Origin of the sequence: Terrabacter tumescens (assembly GCF_014646815.1) — a bacterium.
Taxonomy (GTDB): Bacteria; Actinomycetota; Actinomycetes; order Actinomycetales; family Dermatophilaceae; genus Terrabacter; species Terrabacter tumescens.
Map to the genome: position 1 here is coordinate 212,533 of NZ_BMNZ01000005.1, position 18,567 is coordinate 231,099.

The 18,567-nt window shown below is 72.1% G+C and carries 13 protein-coding genes; 2 read left to right on the forward strand and 11 right to left on the reverse strand.

Annotated elements, in window-relative coordinates:
• Positions 1-67 precede the first annotated feature (67 nt).
• Entirely contained in the window at positions 68-1,384 is a 1,317-nt protein-coding gene (locus IEY30_RS14160; RefSeq protein ID WP_156035325.1) for a hypothetical protein, read from the forward strand.
• Here the strand turns inward: IEY30_RS14160 and IEY30_RS14165 are convergent.
• The 10 genes from IEY30_RS14165 to IEY30_RS14210 all read right to left on the reverse strand — a co-directional run bounded on the left by IEY30_RS14165 (position 1,359) and on the right by IEY30_RS14210 (position 16,320).
• Entirely contained in the window at positions 1,359-3,167 is a 1,809-nt protein-coding gene (locus IEY30_RS14165) for a GAF domain-containing sensor histidine kinase (protein ID WP_156035323.1), read from the reverse strand. The genes IEY30_RS14160 and IEY30_RS14165 overlap by 26 nt on opposite strands.
• A 49-nt stretch (positions 3,168-3,216) precedes the next feature.
• Positions 3,217-5,694 carry a sensor histidine kinase gene (locus IEY30_RS14170; RefSeq protein WP_052358587.1) on the reverse strand — a complete coding sequence of 826 codons (2,478 nt, stop codon included), beginning with the start codon at positions 5,692-5,694 and terminating at the stop codon, positions 3,217-3,219.
• 148 nt (positions 5,695-5,842) lie between these two features.
• Entirely contained in the window at positions 5,843-6,256 is a 414-nt protein-coding gene (locus IEY30_RS14175) for a nitroreductase family deazaflavin-dependent oxidoreductase (protein WP_030199303.1), read from the reverse strand.
• A 93-nt stretch (positions 6,257-6,349) separates the two neighbouring features.
• Positions 6,350-9,628, reverse strand: coding sequence for a TIM-barrel domain-containing protein (locus tag IEY30_RS14180; protein WP_081920510.1), 3,279 nt, complete (start codon positions 9,626-9,628; stop codon positions 6,350-6,352).
• Between the two features lie 208 nt (positions 9,629-9,836).
• Positions 9,837-11,099, reverse strand: coding sequence for an acyl-CoA dehydrogenase family protein (locus tag IEY30_RS14185; RefSeq protein ID WP_229675010.1), 1,263 nt, complete (start codon positions 11,097-11,099; stop codon positions 9,837-9,839).
• A complete protein-coding gene (locus tag IEY30_RS14190; RefSeq protein ID WP_030199296.1) occupies positions 11,086-12,306 on the reverse strand; it encodes an acyl-CoA dehydrogenase family protein in 1,221 nt (406 codons plus the stop codon). The genes IEY30_RS14185 and IEY30_RS14190 overlap by 14 nt, the downstream gene beginning before the upstream one ends.
• A 1-nt stretch (position 12,307) precedes the next feature.
• Complete coding sequence (locus tag IEY30_RS14195) at positions 12,308-13,342, reverse strand: phosphotransferase family protein (RefSeq protein ID WP_030199294.1); 1,035 nt, start codon at positions 13,340-13,342, stop codon at positions 12,308-12,310.
• Position 13,343: 1 nt separating this feature from the next.
• Positions 13,344-14,126: a 3-oxoacyl-ACP reductase FabG gene (fabG, locus tag IEY30_RS14200; protein ID WP_043416868.1), complete on the reverse strand. Its 783-nt coding sequence runs from the start codon at positions 14,124-14,126 to the stop codon at positions 13,344-13,346.
• Positions 14,123-14,944 (reverse strand): SDR family oxidoreductase, encoded by an 822-nt coding sequence (locus IEY30_RS14205; protein WP_043416866.1) that lies wholly within the window; start codon positions 14,942-14,944, stop codon positions 14,123-14,125. Before IEY30_RS14205 ends, fabG begins: the two co-directional genes overlap by 4 nt.
• 365 nt (positions 14,945-15,309) lie before the next feature.
• A complete protein-coding gene (locus tag IEY30_RS14210) occupies positions 15,310-16,320 on the reverse strand; it encodes an alpha/beta hydrolase (protein ID WP_052358585.1) in 1,011 nt (336 codons plus the stop codon).
• Between the two features lie 154 nt (positions 16,321-16,474).
• Between IEY30_RS14210 and IEY30_RS14215 the strand changes: the two genes are divergently transcribed.
• A complete protein-coding gene (locus tag IEY30_RS14215) occupies positions 16,475-18,031 on the forward strand; it encodes an ATP-dependent DNA ligase (RefSeq protein ID WP_030199276.1) in 1,557 nt (518 codons plus the stop codon).
• A 133-nt stretch (positions 18,032-18,164) separates the two neighbouring features.
• Here the strand turns inward: IEY30_RS14215 and IEY30_RS21935 are convergent, their stop codons facing one another.
• Positions 18,165-18,383, reverse strand: coding sequence for a hypothetical protein (locus IEY30_RS21935; RefSeq protein WP_229675011.1), 219 nt, complete (start codon positions 18,381-18,383; stop codon positions 18,165-18,167).
• Positions 18,384-18,567 lie beyond the last annotated feature (184 nt).

Here is an 18,567-nt window from a genome sequence, read left to right on the forward strand (position 1 = left end):
GCGGCGAGCGCGGCACGGTGGGGACACAGGCAGCACGCCTGTGTCCCAGAGGCTCCCGGAGGTCGACATGCCCGCACGGCTGCGCTCGGTCCTGGCGGCCGTGCTCCTCGTCCTCGGGGTCGTGCTCGTGCCGGTCGGGGCGACCGCGACGTGGCTGCGCACCACGGTGACGGACACCGACAGCTGGGTCGAGACGGTCTCGCCGCTCGCGACCGACCCTGCCGTGGCGGCCCTCGTCGAGGACCGCGCCACCGCGCGCGTCATGACCGCGATCACCGACCAACAGCTCGTGCAGCGCGCGCTCGACGCCTTCGAGAGCCGTGGCCTGCCCGGAGCGGCCACCCGGGCGCTCGGGCTGCTGGCCGCGCCGCTCGCCGGACAGGTCGAGCAGGTCGTGCGGCGGGTCGTCACGGCCGTCGTGCAGAGCGAGCAGTTCGCCACCGCGTGGGTCGCGGCGAACCGCGTGGCCCACACCCAGCTCGTCAACGTCCTGTCGGGGTCGACCGAGGGCGCGCTCGTCGACACCGGCACCAGCGTCTCCATCGACATCGGCAACCTCGTCGCGCCCATCGAGGAGCGTCTGGTGGCCGCCGGCGTGCCTCTCGTCGACAAGCTGCCGCCCGTCACCGTGTCGGTGCCGCTGCTCGACAGCGCGGACGTCGCCGGCGCCCGCACCGCCTGGAACGCCCTGCGCGTCGGCGGCATCGCCCTGCCGGTCGCGGCACTCGTGCTCCTCGCCGCCGGGGTCGCGATGGCGCGGGACCGGCGACGAGCGGTCGTACGCGTGGGGCTCGGGGTCGCTCTCGCCTGCATCGTGCTCGTCATGGGGCTGTCGTTCGCCCGCTCGCACGTGACGAGCGGTATGCCGTCCGGCACGTCCGCGGCCGTCGTGTCCGTCGTCGACTCGGTGACCGGCGACCTGCGCCGGCTCGTGCGCCTCGTCGTGGTCGTCGCCCTCGTGGTCGTGCTCGTCGCCCTCGTCGTGGGCCCGTCGCAGGGGGCGCGCCGGGTGCGTGCGCTCGCCGCCGCGGGCTGGGCCGGCGCCCGCGGAGGTGCCGGCCGGGCCGCCGGAGCTCCCCTCGCCCTGCCGGTCGCGGTCGCGATCGCCGTCGTGTGCGTGCTCGTCGTCGTGCTGGCCGGCGACCTCGGCACCGGCTGGACCGTGCTGCTCGTCGTCGTGGCCGCCCTGGCCCTGCTCGTCGCCGCCCTCGCCGCCCGGGCAAAGACGGCGAACACGGCGAACTCGGCGAACTCGGCGAACTCGGCCGACGCGGCAGTCGGAGCCCACGGTCCGGAAGGGCAGGACGAGGCCGGAGGGTCCGACGGGCCGGACCCTTCGCCTCAGGGCGCGGCCGAGGTCAGAGGGCCGGCAGCAGGAGCCTGACGCTGGTGCCGCGGCCCAGCTCGGAGTCGAGGTCGATGCGTCCGCCGTGCCTGTCCACGACGCGCCGCGCGATGCTGAGCCCCAGGCCGGTGCCCGGCACCTGCAGGCTCTGCGGGTTGGTGCCGCGGAAGAACTCGGTGAACAGCCGCTCCTGGTCCTCCTCCGAGATGCCGAGGCCGTCGTCGGTGCACTCGAGCACCACCCGGTCGCGGCGGCTCTCGACCCTGACGGCCACCTGCCCGCCCGCGGGGGTGAACTTCACCGCGTTGCTCACGAGGTTCTGCACCACCCGCTCTAGGTCGTCCGCGCTGCCCCGCACGAGCGGCAGCCGCTCCTGCAGGTCGAAGGTGAGGCGCACCTGCTGGGTGTCGGCCCGCGGCCGGAACATGTCGACGACGTCCCGCGAGACCTCGCCGAGGTCGACGTCGGCCTCGGGCATGGCCCGGTCGGGGTCGCTGACGCGCGACAGCGTCAGGAGGTCGTCGACGAGGCTCTGCAACCGCTCGGTGTTGCGCTCGATGACGCCGAGCGACCAGTCGGGGTTGCCGTCGGGCTCCTGGCGCAGCAGCTCGACGTGACCGACGATCGAGGCGAGCGGGTTCTTCAGCTCGTGCGAGACCGTCGAGAACAGCTGGGTCTTGCTGCGGTCCGCCTCCCGCAGCTCGGCACCCACGCGTCGCTCCACGGCATACAACCTCGCGTTGCGGATGGCGCGCCCGAGGTCACGGCCCATCTCGAGCGCGGCCACGGCCTCGGCCTCGGTCCAGTCCGGGTCGTCGGGACCGCGCGTGCATGCGATGTAGCCGAAGCAGCTCGAGCCCGAGCCCATCGGCGCGACGAGCAGCGAACGCGCCCCCGCGTCGTTGAGGAAGGTACGCACCTGCGAGACGTCGTCGTCGGCCCACAGCGCCGGCGGCTCGGCGTGCTCGGTGCCGACGACCGCCACGACGCCGGCGCGCCAGCAGCTCGCAGCCATCCGTCGCGCGATCGCGACGAGGGACACGGGGGTGCGCACCGGGGCGCCGCTGCGGGCCGAGACGCTCTCGCGCTCGTCGTCGTCCTCACCGGCGAAAGCCCTGAGCCACAGGCCTGCCGAGGCGAGGCCGGCCGAGATGGGCACCGCCGCGACGTCGACGACCTTGGCGGGGTCGAGGTCCTCCTGGGCGATGCGCGCCACCGTCTGGACCGCCTCAACCAGGCGCACCCGCTCGGCCAGCCCATGCCGCTGCCGGGCACCCGAGATCGCGATTCCGGTCTGGTTGGCGAACAGCTCGAGCACGGCGCGCTGCGTCACGTCGGGACGCCGCCCCGTGAGCGGGAGGTCGACGGAGAGGATGCCGAGCAGCTCGCCCACCGCGTCGAAGAACGGCGCGATGAGCGTGTCCTCGGGGTGCCACGCGTCGGGGTCGCCGTCGGGGGTCGGGGCCGTCCAGTCGGGCGACACCCAGCCCTCGGCCGACCCGTCGGGCAGCTCGCCGGCCGGGACGAAGCGCAGGCTCCCCCAGCGCTCGGCCACGGCGAACTCGGCCTCGAGGTTGGCGCGCGGGGTGCGTCGCCCGAGCAGCTCGGCGCGCGCGTCGTCGTCGCCGGCGACGGCCACGACCTCGACGTCACCCGAGGGCACGACGAGGCTGATCGCGGCCACCTTGAAGCCGACGACGTCGGCGGCACCGTCGACGACCATGTCGAAGAGGCTCGAGAGGTCGTCCTGGGCACTGACCCGGTTCATCAGGTCGGTGAGTCGCCGGAGCGCCAGCACCTCCCACATCACGCCGTCGCGCAACCCATGTCCCCTCACGTTGCCTACCCCTGGAGCGCGGCCCCCACCGCCGCTAGGAATCGTCCTGATGGTCACGATATGTCCCAGGCGCGCTCGCGGGGGCCGGTCCGGCAGAACCCGAGACCGGAAGACTGACCGTGAAGGTCGAACCGACGTCGGGGGCCGAGTCGACCGACACCGAGCCGCCGTGCCCCTCGGCGATGGCGCGCACGATCGACAGGCCGAGGCCCGAGCCCTGGATCGCGCGCTCGTTGGCCGCGTTCGACCGGAAGAAGCGGGCGAAGACCCGCTCGTGGTCGGCCTGCGGGATGCCCATGCCGGTGTCGGAGACGACGACGCGGACGGCGTCGGGGCACCGGTCGTCCGGGTGGGCGACGAGCGTGACCCGGCCTCCGTCGGGAGTGAACTTCACGGCATTCGACAGCAGGTTGGTGACCATCCGTTCGAGCGCGGCGGGATCGCCCTCGATCCACAGCGGGCGCGGCGACACGTCGACCTCGCGCACGAGCTCACGCTGGCTCGTGACCGTCTCGACCGAGGTCCACGCGCTGGCGACGACGTCCGAGAGGTCGCACCGGCGCGGGTGCAGCTCGAGGCGACCGGCCTCGATGCGTGAGTGGAGCAGCAGGTCCTCGATGAGCGAGAGCAGCCGGCGACCGTTGCGGTCCACCCGGGCGACGAGCTCGAGCTGGCGCTCGGTGAGCGGCCCGGCGGCGCCGTCCTCGAGCATCTCGGCATAGCCGAGGACGCTCGCGAGGGGCGTGCGCAGCTCGTGGCTGACCGACGAGACGAAGTCGGACTTGGTGCGGTCGAGTGCGGTGAGCTCCTCGACCGCCTGCCGCTCCCGGTCGAGCGCGACCTGGAGGGCCACCTCGGCCTGTCGGCGCCGGGTCACGTCCTCGGCGACGCCGAGGTAGCCGGTGAGCGCGCCGCTCTCGTCGCGGATGCCGCTCATCGTCAGCGACACGGTGCGGCGCGCGCCGTCCTGGCGCACGAACGTCCAGTCGCGCGTCTCGGTCGCGGCGCCGCCGCGCACCCGGTGCACGAGGACCTCGAAGCCGGGCTCGATCCCGAGCTCGTCGGCACGACGCTCGATCTCGGCCGCGTCGTGCACCAGCGACCAGTCGCGCGTGCCGACGACCTCCGCGGCCCGCCAGCCGAGCACGGTCTCGGCGCCGCGGTTGAAGAGCGTGATGACCCCGTCGAGGTCGGTGCCGATGATGGCGGTCGCCGTGGCCGCCTCGAGGACGGCCTCGACGAAGGTGCGGGCCGCCCGCTCGTCGGTGACGTCGGCGCCGGTCCTGACGAGGTGCGTGCGGCGTCCGTCGTCGTCGGTGAGGTAGGCGTTCGTCCAGACGAGGTGTCGCACGCCGAGCCCCTCGATGTGCCAGTCCTGCTCCTCGTGGAGGGGCACCGTGCCGTCCGCGATGCTGCCCCCGCCCGGGCTTGCGGCGTGGCGCACGTCGACCGGGAAGACGTCGGCGGCCCGTCGCCCGACGAGCTGGTCCTCCGGCGCGCCGAACAGGCGCGCCGCGGTGGCGTTGAGGCGGGCGATGGTCCCTGCAACGTCGACGACGATGATGGCGCTGGCCGCCGTGTCGAGCACGACTCCGGACAGCTCGACCTCGCTGCGCAGCTCGGCGAGCGCGGCGCGGCGCTGGGTCGAGGCGACCGCGAGCGCGAGGGCCGTGACGGCCGCGGTCGCGAGGAACGCCTGCGTCAGGGCCCCGACGGTCTCGGGACGGATGGTGCCGACCTCGCGCGCGGCCGCGAAGGGTCCGCCGCCGAGGCCGGTCATCGTCACGGACACGATGCCGACGACGAGCAGCTGCATCGCCACGGTGCGCAGGCCGAGGCGCAGCGCGCCCCAGACGAGCCCCGGGATGGGCAGGAAGGCGAGGGGCAGCGGCTGGTCCTGGTGGAACACCCACAGCGTCACGCCGACGACGGCAACCCACTGGACGAGGTCCTCGGGTGCCGGCCGGCGGACGCGTCGGATGCCGACGGCGATGCCGAGCGGGGCGATGACGAGCACGGCCGCGCCGTGCGAGGAGGCCGCTGCCGACGCGGAGTCGAGGAAGCTCCCGTCGAGGACGAGGTGCGCGGTCAGACCGGCGAGCAGCCCGATGACCGCGGCCCCGGCCAGCGTCGCGGCGATGAGCCGCCAGAGGTCGTCCATCGAGGCGAGCCGGGGAAGGCGGCCTCGGGCGGTCATGAGGCCGTGCACGACCGCGACCTCGGCGGCGTTGGCCACGCCGTAGAGCACGCTGACGAGCCCGGGACGGCCGCCGAAGGCGTTGGCGGCGGCGCTCGAGACGAGGACCCCGATCACGAAGGCGGCCGAGCGTCGCGGGCCCGGGTCCGTGGCGAGCAGGAACGCCACGGCCAGTCCCGCGGCCGGCCACCAGAGCGCCACCGTCGAGCCCGGCAGCGCGAAGTGCACCGAGGTCACACCGAGCACGAAGACCCCGGCCAGGGTCAGGGCCGCCGCGGTCCACCACCGCAGCCGAGGACTCGTGACGCGGCTCATGCGTCCCCGTCGTCGACGCCCGGTCGACGGGCGGCAGCTGTCGCCTGGGGCGTGGACCTCATGCGCTCATGATGGCGCAGCGACCGGCCCAATCCGGCAAAAAGGACTTTTCAGGCGTCGTGTCGCGACAGGCGCCAGGACGAGCGGGTCACCAGCCGGACTGCATGGCGGAGCGCTCCGGGGCGGGTGCGCGGGTCAGCTGGAGGAAGCCGCCGGCCATCTCGCGTGACCGGATCATTCGCCGGGTGAGACCGTGCGCGGCCTCGACGGCCACGCCCTGGTCGACGAACGTCGGCTCGGTGCAGAGGAACTCATGTCCCTTCCACCGGATCGTGCAGCCACCAGCGGCACGCACGTTGCGCACCCAGTCCGTCCGGCGTCCCCACGGCAGCCCGATGAGGAACGTCGACGGGGTCGCGATGACGGCGACGGGCGTCGCGTAGTCCTTGCCGCTCGACCGGCCGCGATGGCGCACCACCGCCCAGATCGGCGGGAAGCGGTGGCCTGCCAGCCGCACGGCGACCTTGTTGAACTGCTTGGCTCCTGCGGGTGGACCTGCCATCCCTCCAGTGTCCTCGCCGGCGCGCGCGGATGGGCCGTTTCGGCGCCCGAGGACGTATGCCGTGTGGCCTGGTCGCGGACGTCGGGCCCGCCGTCACCGGTAGCTGACCACCACCTTCTTCGCGAGTGGGCGCACCGGCGCCTTCACCTTCAGCGTCCGCGTCGCACTGTCGTAGGTCCACGAGCTGGATGAGAGCCGGTGCCCGTCGACCTGGACCACCGCCGGCGCGTCGGCGCCGAGGAAGGTCGCGGTCCACGTGCGGCTCGGCGGCTGGCCGACGTACGTGCCCTCGGTGCGACCGATGGTGAGCCGGTGGTTCGGTCCGTTCTCGGCATAGTCGATCACGGTCGTGGCGCTCCTGCCGAGGTCGGCCGACTCGCCGTCGTCCTCGTAGAGCGACGCTCGCCCCTCGGCTCCCGTCGCGACGGTCACCGTGGCAGTGTCGAGAGGCTTCGCGGCGTCGTTGGCGACGTCGTCGGTGCGTGTCGTCACGATGCCACCGGACCGGACGAAGACGGGCATCGTCGACAGGTCGGTCGTGATCTTCGCGGTCGTGCCGCCCTGGTAGGTCTTGCCCGTGAACCAGTCGGTCCACGTGCTGCCGGTCGGGAACCACACGCTCGTGGTCGCGGTCTCCCCCGGCGAGCTCACCGGTGCGACGAGGACGTCCGGACCGTAGAGGTACTCGCTCCCGGCGAGGGCATAGGACTCCTGCTCTGCCGGGTACTGCAGGTAGAGCGGCCGCACGATGGGCGTCCCGGTCGCCGTCGCCTCGCGGGCGAGCGTGTAGGTGTAGGGCACGAGCCGCTCACGCAGGTTGAGGAACTTCGTCGCCGACGCTCCCGCGACTGCCGGATACTGCCAGGGCAGCCGGTCACTGTGGTTGGAGTGCAGTCTCTGGAACGGCTGGAACGTGCCGAGCTGGACCCAGCGTGCGTACAGCGCTGGGGAGAGCTGCGTCGAGCCCGGCTCGGCACCCGGCAGGCGCTCGCCCCCGGTGTGCCCACCGATGTCGTGCGTCACCGAGGCGTTGCCGGTGGCGACCGACTCCCCTGGGGTGTAACCGATCTCGTAGTGCAGCGTCTGCCAGTCCGAGATCGTGTCGCCGGTGAAGTGCATCGTCGTGCGCTTGTCGGCCCACGGCCCGGTCGGCACCGCTGTCGGGTTACCGTAGCCACCTGCCTGGAGCGAGCCGTAGGCCCGCGAGAAGGCGAAACCGCGCTCCGTGCTCGGAGCGGTCCTCGTGGCGTACTGCTGGTTGATCCACGCGTCCGGGGTGACGCCGGCGAGGCTGCTCGCCGACGAGCTGTCGCAGCACCAGTCGAGCCACCAGAAGTCGAGGTCGGCGTCGAGCGGCTGGTGCAGGTCCAGGTAGGACGTCAGCTGCTTCGGGTCACCCCAGTCGAAGACGTGGCAGTCGCGGGCTCCGCCTCCGCAGTACCCGGGCTTCAGGGCCCCACCGGCGGTCTGCTGTGCCGCGGCGTACCTCGGGTCGTTCCCGCTGATGCTCGGGTGGATGTTGAACGAGGTGTGCACACCCTGGCTGTGCAGGGTGTCGATGAAACCGTCGACGTCGGGCAGCTTCGCGGTGTCGACCTCCCACCCGTTCCAGGGGTTGCCGGCCTTCCAGTCCGTGTCGACGACCATGACGTCGAGCGGCATGCTCTCCTTGCGTGCCCGGTCGAGGATCGCGAGGAACTCGCTCTGGGTCCGGTCGAAGTACTCGGAGTACCAGACCCCGTAGGTCCAGCGCGGCATGAGCTTCGTGGAACCGGTGAGCGTCGAGAGGTCCTGCAACGCGGCGGGGTAGCCCTGCCCGTAGGCGAAGACGTACCCGTCCTGGTAGCCCTCGGCGCCGTGCACGGGTCGCTGGGTCACCTTCTGGGTGCCGGGGTCCCAGAGGGCCGACGCGGTGTCGTCGAGCAGTGACCACCCGTCCTGGTAGAGCAGCCCGGGGGCCGTGCGGGTCTCGCCGTCGACGTTGTCGAGCCCGCGACGATAGCCGCCGAGCGGTGCGTGCGGGGCAAGGAGAGGCGCCGACGTCGGGGTGACCGCCACGGTGTCGAGGTTGACGTTGCAGCTCGTCGTCGGGCAGCCGAGAGCGATGGTGTTGTCACCCGCGACGAGGGACACCTTGGTGCTCACGGTCCGCCAGTTGCGCCAGCTGCTCGTCGCCGGCAGCTCGACCGTCGTCGACTCGCCTCCGTCGGCGGTCACCGACATCGAGCGAGTCTGCAGGGGTGCGCTGCCGGCGAGGTAGTTCGCGTAGCGCAGCTGGAGCGAGTAGGTACCGGCAGCCGGCACTCCCTTCACCGTCAGGGTGTCCGACGACCCGACGCGCTCGAGCCCGGCGACGAACCCGTCACCCGAGTAGCCGTCGTGGTCCGTCGCCGTGCGAGCTCCTCCGGCCAAGATCCCCGAGTCGGCCTCGCAGAGCGCGCCGAAGGAGCAGTCGACCGGAGCCGGGGGCGGTGCTGCGGCCGGGTAGGCGGCTCCTCTCGGCAGCACCGCGACGTTGTCGACGTTGACGTTGCCCGAGTCCGATGACTCGCGGCTGATGCTCAGCGTGTGACGTCCTGCCGTCAGGTGCACGGGGACGCGGGCGACCGCCCACGTGTCCCAGGACGCGGTCGCCGGGAGCGAGATGCTCTGCCCGACGGCGTCGTCGACGGTGGCCGTCAGAGAGCGCGTCACGAGCTGGCCGTCACCGCCACGGTTGTTGGCGTAGCGGAGCGCGACGTCGTAGTCCCCTTCGGCCGCAGCGACGACGGTGAGGTCGAGGGCATCGCCCGTGCCGGAGAATCCGGCAGCGAACCCTGTGCCGGAGTAGCCGGTGTGGTCGGTGGCGAGACCAGGGCCGTCGAGACGCTGGTCCTCGGCCTCGCACCGCACCCCCGTCCGGCACAGCACCTCCGCGGGCCAGGGCGACGCAGTGACCGCCTGCCGCCCCGCTTCGAGGGCGATGTCGAGGTTCGCGTCGTTGAAGGGCCCGGAGTCGAGCCGGTAGCGCAACGTCACCTTCGACGTGGCGATCGTCAGCCAGCCGTCGGCCCGGGTCGTCGTGTAGGCCGTGGGGGCAAAGGCCTCGCGGCCGACCACGTTGAAGGTGCCGGCGTCCTCGAAGCGGCCGTCACCGGCGTACTCCGTACGGATCAGGGTGGGCGAGAGGACCTCGAAGCGGGCCTTGCCGGCCGTGACCGTCGCCGTCCTGCCGTCCCGCACGACCGTCGCCGAGTCGCCGCTCGACGGTGCGCCCACAGCTGCTCCCGCGCCGCCGGTCACGCTGGTCGCGACCACGGCCAGGGCGCTCAGGGCAACCCCCAGACCGGTCGCCCGCACTGCGGCTCCGGGCCTGCGTCTCGCTGCGAACATCGTCGTCCTCCTGCTCCACGACGCGCCCCAGCGCGCGCCGCCCGATCGCCATCGGAGCACGCCACAGCGTCCTCGGCCACGCCGGAACCGTTTGTGTCCGGTTGGCCTGTCCGGTGGTCAGGGCGGGAGAGCGCCGACACGCCGGCCCGGCCCGAACCGGCCGGCGTCGCGAGGACGTATGCCGTGTGGCCGGGTCGAGGACGTCGCGTCAGCCGAGGTGCCCGCGCACCGACACGTGTCCCTTGAGCAGGTTGCGGGCGATGGTGCGGCGCTGGATCTCGTCGGTGCCCTCGTAGATGCGCAGCAGCCGCAGCTCGCGGTACCACCGCTCGACGGGCAGCTCTCTGGTGTAGCCCATTCCGCCGTGCATCTGCAGCACGCGGTCGACGATCTCGTTGGCCTTGACGCCGCCGTAGAGCTTGGCCATCGACTGGGACTGGCGCGAGTCGAGGCCACGGTCGACCTGCCAGGCGGCGGTGAGGACGAGCCAGCGCAGCGCCTCGATCTCGACGGCCGAGTCGGCGACCATCCACTGGATCGCCTGGCGCTCGGCGATGGGCTGGCCGAAGGTGACGCGGTTGCGGGCCCACTCCATGCCCATCTCGACGAGGCGCTCGCACGAGCCGAGCGCGCGGGCCGGCAGCATGTAGCGGCCCTTGCCGATCCACCGCATGGCGAGCTCGAAGCCCTTGCCCTCCTCGCCGAGGATCGCCGAGTGCGGCACGCGGACGTCGTCGAACACCAGCGCTGCCGGCCCCCACTCGCCCATCGTGTCGATGGGCGTGCTCGTCCAGCCGCGGTCGCGGTCGACGAGGAAGCACGTGACGCCGCCGTCGGCGCCCTTCTCCTTGTCGGTCACCGCGAAGACCATGACGAAGTCCGCCTCGTGGCCGCCGGTGATGAAGGTCTTCTCGCCGTTGATGACCCACTCGTCACCCTCGCGGCGGGCGCTCGTGCGGATGGCTCGCGCGTCGGAGCCGGCGCCGGGCTCGGTGATGGCGAAGCACGACTTGCGCGTGCCCTCGATCGTCGGCCGGAGGTAGGTCTCCTGCTGCTCCTCGGTCGCCGAGAAGAGGATGTTGTCGGCCTCGCCGGCGAAGCGGAACGGCACGAATGACCGGCCCAGCTCGATCTCGATGAGCGCCGCGACGACGGCGCCCTGCCCCATGCCGCCGTGGCTCTCCGGCGTCTGGATGCCGAAGAAGCCGGACGAGCGCGCCTTGTCCTGAAGGCTTTTCAGCTCCTCGGCCGTCAGGCCACGCTCGCCCCGCCGCTCACGCTCGAGCACCTGCGGCTCGAGCGGCACGATCTCCTTGCGCACGAAGGTGCGCACCCAGTCACGGATCTCGCGCTCCTCGGCGCTGAGGTCGAAGTCCATCGTCGGTCCCTTCGTCGTGCGGTCGGCTGGAGTGGTCGTGCGGTCGGTGGACGAGCGGAGGTATGCCGTCCCGCGGAGGTCAGCGGGCGGCATACCTCCGCAGCTCGGCCTTGGCGAGAGCGTTCTTGTGCACCTCGTCGGGACCGTCGGCGAAGCGGAGGGTGCGGATGCCGGCGAAGGCGGCGGCGAGCTCGGTGTCCTGGCTGAGCCCGGCGGCGCCGTGGGTCTGGATGGCCTTGTCGAGGATCCACTCGACGGTCTTGGGCGTCGCGATCTTGATGGCCTGGATCTCGGTGTGGGCGCCCTTGTTGCCGACGGTGTCCATGAGCCAGGCGGTCTTGAGCACGAGCAGGCGCAGCTGCTCGATGCGCACGCGGGACTCGGCGATCCAGTCGCGCACGACACCCTGCTCGGCGATCGGGCGGCCGAAGGCGACCCGCTCGGACGCGCGCCGGCACATGGCCTCGATGGCGACCTCGGCGAGGCCGATCGAGCGCATGCAGTGGTGGATCCGGCCGGGGCCGAGGCGGGCCTGGGCGATGGCGAAGCCGGTGCCCTCCTCGCCGATGAGGTTGCTCACCGGCACGCGGACGTCGGTGAAGCGCAGCTCGGCGTGGCCGCCGTGGTCGTGGTCGTCGTAGCCGAAGACCTCCATGCCGCGAACGACCTCGACGCCCGGGGCATCGCGCGGGACGAGGACCATCGACTGCTGACGGTGCCGCTCGGCCGACGGGTCGGTCTTGCCCATGACGATGAAGATCTCGCACTCGGGGTTCATCGCCCCGGTGATCCACCACTTGCGGCCGTTGATGACGTAGTCGTCGCCGTCCCTGCGGATCGACAGCTCGATGTTGGTCGCGTCGCTGCTGGCGACGTCGGGCTCGGTCATGGCGAACGCCGAGCGGATCTCACCGCGCAGCAAGGGTTTCAGCCATCGCTCCTGCTGCTCGGCGTTGCCGAACTGCGCGAGCACCTCCATGTTGCCGGTGTCGGGAGCGGCGCAGTTGAGGACGGCCGGGGCGAGGCGGATGGAGCGGCCGGTGATCTCGGCGAGCGGGGCGTACTGCAGGTTGGTCAGGCCCGCGCCGTGCTCGCCGGGGAGGAAGACGTTCCACAGCCCGAGGTCGCGAGCCTCCTGCCGCAGCTCCTGCAGCACGGGCGCGGTGCTCCACGCCCACCGGTCGGGCAGCGCCGAGACCTGCTCGTCGAAGACGGGCAGCGACGGCACGATGCGCTCGTCCATGAAGGTGAGCAGCGACCGGCGCAGCTCCTCGGTGCGAGTGTCGAATCCGAAGTCCATGTCAGCTCTCCTTGAGGGCGGCGAGGCCGGCCGTGACGAGGGGGACGGTGGCCTCGCCGATCGTGGCGAAGCCGCCGCCGACGGTCTGGCCCTGCGTGTAGCGGTAGTGGATGCCCTCGAGGATCACGGCGAGCTTGAAGTAGGCGAGCCCGAGGTGGAACGAGAGGTGCCCGAGGTCGCGGCCGCTCGCTGCGGCATACCGCTGGCGCAGCTCGGGTCCGCTGATGAAGCCCGGCGCCCGCGAGACGTCGGAGACCGCGACGGAGTCCATGAGGAGCGGCAGCCGCTGGTAGGCCTCGAGCAGCGCGACGTCGGTCAGCGGGTCGCCGATCGTCGCCATCTCCCAGTCGAGCACCGCCGACACCTCGTCGTCGGTCGTGACGAGGAGGTTGTCGAGACGGAAGTCGCCGTGGACGATGGTCGGATCGCCTTGCGCCGGAACGGAACCCGCGAGCTGCTCGTGCAGCTCGTCGATGCCGGGCAGGTCGCGGCTGCGGGAGGCGTCGAGCTGCTGCTTCCAGCGCCGGACCTGCCGCTCGAGGAAGCCCTCGGGACGCCCGAAGTCGGCGAGACCGACCTCGGCGGGGTCGACGGCGTGCAGGGCGACGAGCGTGTCGACCATGCGCTCGCTGATGGCGCGCACCCGCTCCCCGCCGAGCGGCTGGAGCTGCGCCTCGAAGCGGTACGGCGTGCCCGCGACGCGCTCCATGACGTAGAACGGGGCGCCGATGACGTCGGGGTCCTCGCACACGGCATACGTGATCGGGACGGGGACGGCGGTGTCGCGCAGCGCGGCGATGACGCGGTGCTCGCGCACCATATCGTGCGCGGTGGCGAGCACGTGGCCCAGGGGCGGGCGACGCACGATGACGGTGCTCGTGCCGTCGCCCACCTCGTAGGTGAGGTTGGACTTGCCGCCCGCCACGACCCGCCCGGTCAGCGGCCCGTCGAGCAGGCCGGGGGCCTCACGGTCGAGGAAGCCCCGGAGCGCGTCGAGCGGCAGTCCCGGCGGGTCGGTGCGGTCGGCGTCCGTCACGTCAGTCCTTCGGTCCGCCGGCGACGTAGATGACCTGGCCCGAGACGAACCCGGCCTCCTCACGCACGAGGAAGGAAGCAGTCGCAGCGATGTCCTCGGGCTGCCCGACGCGCGCGACGGGGATCTCCTTGGCGGCGCCCTCGAGGAACTGCTCGAAGGTGATGCCCATGCGCTCGGCGGTCTGGCGCGTCATGTCGGTGGCGATGAAGCCCGGGGCGATGGCGTTGGCCGTGACGCCGAACTTGCCGAGCTCGATGGCGAGCGTCTTGGTGAAGCCCTGCAGGCCGGCCTTGGCGGCGGAGTAGTTGGCCTGGCCGCGGTTGCCGAGCGCCGAGGTGGAGCTGAGGTTGACGATGCGGCCGAACTTCGCGTCGATCATGTGCTTCTGCGTCACGCGGGTCATGAGGAACGAGCCGCGGAGGTGGACGTTCATGACGGCGTCCCAGTCGTCTGCGGTCATCTTGAAGAGCATGTTGTCGCGGATGATGCCGGCGTTGTTGACGAGCACGGTCGGGGCGCCGAGCTCGGTGGCGACGCGCTCGACCGCGGCTGCGACGGCGGCCTCGTCGGACACGTCGACACCCACGGCGAGACCCTTGCCGCCCGCAGACTCGATCTCGGAGACGACTGCGGCGCAAGCCGACTCGTCGAGGTCGAGGACTGCCACGGCATACCCGTCGGAGGCAAGTCGCTTGGCGACGGCGGCGCCGATGCCGCGTGCGGCGCCCGTGACGATGGCGGTGCGCTGGGTGGTCGTGGCGGCGGTGGTCGGCTGGTCGGTCATGCGTTCTCCTGGGTCGGGGTGGAGGTCGGGGTGGAGGTCGGGGTGGTGGAGGTCTGGGCCTGGTGGTCGAGCTTCTGCTGGAGCCGGTTCATGCCGGCGAGCCAGGCGTCGGGGTGGGCGGCTCGCTGCTCGTAGTAGCCGCTCACCTCGGGGTGCGGGAGCACGTAGAAGGCGTCGGTCGCGAGCGCCTGCCACGCGGCGTCCGCGACCTCGTCGGCCGTGAGCGTCGCGTCCAGGGTGAGGAGGTCCTTGAGCGGGCCGGAGCCGTCGAGCATCCGGGTCTGCACGCCCTGGGGGCAGATCGCCTGGACAACGATGCCGCGGTGCCGGTAGGTCGCGCTCAACCACTCGGCGAACGAGACCGCCGCGTGCTTGCTCACGGAGTAGGGCGCATCACCGAGCATCGTGAGCAACCCTGCGGCAGAAGCGGTCACGACGAGACGACCACCACCGGCGTCGAGCCAGCGCGGCACGAGGTGTCGGGCGGCGCGCACGTGGGCGAGCACGTTGGTCTCGAGCGTGCGGGCCCACTCGTCGTCGGAGGCGTCGAGCCCCTTGAGGGTGCCGATGCCCGCGTTGGCGAAGAAGACGTCGACGTGACCAAGGTGGTCGTATGCCGTGTCGACGAGGTGGCGCACGCCGGCGTCGGTCGACGTGTCGCCGGGGACGGCGAGCGCCCCCGTCTCGTCGGCCACGGACTGCAGCTCCGCGGCGTCGAGGTCGGCGACGACGACCTGCCAGCCCTCGCGCGTGAGTCGGGTCGCGATGGCGCGACCGATCCCCCGGGCGGCTCCGGTGACGACGGCGGTGTCGGGCATGCTGCTCCTCGCAAGGGGACTAAGCGCTTGCTTACCTTGACGACAGTAGCCCCTCCCCGTCAAGAGCCGCTCCCCCCTCAACCGTCGAGAGGCCACAGTTTGCGGGTCCCGCCCCGTCGAGAGGCCACAGTTTGTGGGTTCCGGCCCGTCGAGAGGCCACAGTTTGCGCGTTCGGGCCCGTCGAGAGGCCACAGTTTGCGGGTTTCGGCCCGTCGAGAGGCCACAGTTTGCGGGTTCCGGCCCGTCGAGAGGCCACAGTTTGCGGGTTCCGGCCCGTCGAGAGGCCACAGTTTGCGGGTTCCGGCCCGTCGAGAGGCCACAGTTTGCGGGTTCCGGCCCGTCTAGAGGCCAGGCTTGCGGGTCCCTCAGCCGGTGACGCGGTGGACGAACGCGACGGCCCGGTCGAGCGCCTCCCGCCCGTCCGCACTGTCGAGGTCGAACTGGAACTCGTGGCCGAGCCGCGGCTCGTGGTCGTCGGCGTAGAGCAGGGCGTCGTGGTCGACGCCGTGCCGGTCGAGAGCCTCGACGAGCGCGTGGGTGTGCGGGAGCAGCGGGTCGCCGTTGCCGGCGGAGACGAAGGTCGGAGGGAACGACGGCGTGACGTGCCCCGGGACGGAGCCCTGGCGGGTGGTGCGCTCGTCGTGGCGCCGACTCGAGCCGAGGTAGGACCAGATGGCCGTGTCGATCAGCCAGCTGCCGAGCCGGGTCGACCCTTGCGCGAGGGTGAACTCGTAGGCGCCGCAGAACAGTACGAGGCCCTTGAGCGCCTCAGCCGGCAGGTCCACGTCGATGCCGACGTCCCTTGCATATGCCGTGTCGCTGACGAGCAGCCCGACCTGCGCGGCGATCTGGGCGCCGGCCGAGTCACCGGCGAGGACGATCCGCGAGGGGTCGATGCCCAGCCGGTCGGCGTGGTCGACGAGGTGGTCCAGGGCGGCCGCCACCTGCTTGACGGGGGTGGGATAGCGCGAGCCGGGGGCGATCGAGTAGTCGACCCCCACCGTCGTGAACCCCCGGCCGGCGAGCACCCGCAGGTAGTTGGCGACGTCGGTCTTGGACCCCGACACGAATGCCCCTCCGTGGACCCAGACGACCGTGGGCAGGGCCTCGTCACGGGCCGGGCGGAAGACGTCGAGCCTCCCGTCGGGGGACGCGATGTCGTAGGCCTCGTCGACGACCTCGACGAGGTCGCCCGGGACGTGCTTCTCCAGGGCGGAGCTCGCCCGTGCCGCTCCGCGGTCGAAGACGGCCCGGATGAGCAGCGCCGACGGCCAGGGCGTCGTCCGGGCGGTCACGAGCAGCGCGCCGGCCGCTGTCGCCGTGCCCAGTCCGACCCTGCGTGCGAGACCGCGGGATCGGTCGACGATGCCTACCATGTCGCGAATCTAGTCCGGTGACCCGCAAACGTCGGCCTCTCGACGGTGGGGCACCCGCAAAGTCTGGCCTCTCGACGGTGGGGCACCCGCAAACGTTGGCCTTTCGACGGTGATGCAGGGGTTGGATGTGGGTGGGAGCGGGCAGGATCAGGTCATGCAGCTCTCGGACGTCGTCGCCACCTCGCACACCGTCGCCGCCACGTCGTCGCGCACGGCCAAGGTCGAGGCGCTGGCCACCTGCCTGAAGCGCGCCGCGGAGGACGGGCCCGAGGTGGTCGAGGTCGTCACGGCGCACCTGTCGGGCACGCTCCCCCAGCGGCGCATCGGCGTGAGCTGGCGCGGCCTGCAGGGCCTGCCCGACCCGGCCGAGACCTCGACCCTCACGGTCGAGGAGGTCGACGCGGCTGCCTCGGCGATCGCCGGCATCGGCGGCTCGGGCTCGGCGGACGCGCGCTCGGCTGCCGTCCGCGACCTCTTCGCGCGCGCCACCGCCGACGAGCAGGCGTGGCTGCGCGGCCTCATCACCGGCGAGACCCGTCAGGGCGCCGGGGACGGGGTCATGCTGCAGGCCGTCGCCAAGGCGGCCGAGGTGCCAGACGCCGCCGTCCGCCGTGCCGTGATGCTGGCCGGTTTCGCCGGTCCCGTCGCGAGCGCCGCGCTCAGCGGGGGCGCCCCGGCCCTCGAGGCGCTGACCTTGGAGGTCGGCCGCCCGCTGCGGCCGATGCTGGCAGGCTCAGCGCCCGACGTCGCCGCGGCCCTCGCCACGCTGGGAGGCGAGGTCGTCGTCGAGACCAAGCTGGACGGCATACGCCTGCAGGCCCACGTCGACAACCGCACGAGCCCCGGCACGGTGCGCCTCTTCACACGCATGCTCGACGAGGTCACCGACCGGATGCCCGAGATCACCGAGGCGCTCGCGGCGCTCGACGTGGAGACGCTCGTGCTCGACGGCGAGGTCATCGCGCTCGGTGAGGGTGGTCGCCCCCAGCCGTTCCAGGTCACGGGCGCGCGCACGGCCAGCAGCGCCGACGTCGAGCGGCTGCGCGAGGAGGTGCCGCTGACGCCCTTCTTCTTCGACGTGCTCCACCTCGACGGCGCGGACCTGCTCGACGAGCCGGCCCACGTGCGCTGGGGCCACCTCGGACGCACCGTGCCGCCCGCGTGGCTCGTGCCGCGCGAGAGCACCGACGACCCCGAGCGGGCCCAGCAGTTCTTCAGCGACCTCGTCGCCGCGGGTCACGAGGGCGTGGTCGTCAAGGACCCCGCCCTGCCGTACGCCGCCGGCCGGCGCGGTCCGGGCTGGGTCAAGGTCAAGCCCCGGCACACCCTCGACCTCGTCGTGCTCGCCGTCGAGTGGGGCAGCGGCCGACGCAAGGGGTGGCTGTCCAACATCCACCTCGGGGCGCGCGACGCCGAGACGGGCGAGCTCGTCATGCTCGGCAAGACCTTCAAAGGGATGACCGACGAGATGCTCGCGTGGCAGACGGAGCGCTTCCGGGAGCTCGCCGTCGACCCGGCCGACGAGAGCGGCTGGGTCGTCACCCTGCGGCCCGAGCAGGTCGTCGAGATCGCCTTCGACGGCGTGCAGAGGTCGACGCGCTACCCCGGCGGCATGGCGCTGCGCTTCGCCCCGGTGCTGCGCTACCGCGACGACAAGCCCGTCTCGGAGATCGACACCGTGCAGACCGTGAGGTCCCTCGCCGGCTGGTGACGCTCGGGCGGAAGTCGCCCTGAGGAGTCGCGCTGAGGAGTCGTCCGGAGCGCGCTGTCCACCGGACCGGTCCTGGCTATCTGTTGCCTACGCCTTGGTACGTAGGTAAGTTCCGCCCAGAAGGCAGAATGCGTCATTTCTTCACATCTTCTGGAGGCACCATGACCATGTCCGATCTCTCACGTCGCTCCGTCATCGCCGGCGGTCTCGCCGCGGCGGCGGCCGGTGCCGCGGCGAGCAGCGCCCGCGCCGCCTCGACCTCCTCCCCGGCGGCGCTCGCCGGGGAGCACGGCTGGGTCACCTCGACGATCGCCCGCATGACGTTGGAGGAGAAGGTCGGCCAGCTCTTCATCCAGAACGTCTACGGCAAGGACGCCACGTCGCCCGACAGCCGCAACCTGCCGCTCTACGGCGTGGCGAGCCCGGCCGAGGTCGTGCAGAAGTACCACCTCGGCGGCGTCATCTACTTCGCCTGGACCGACAGCGTGCAGAACCCCCGACCAGATCGTCGGCCTCTCCAACGGCCTGCAGAAGGC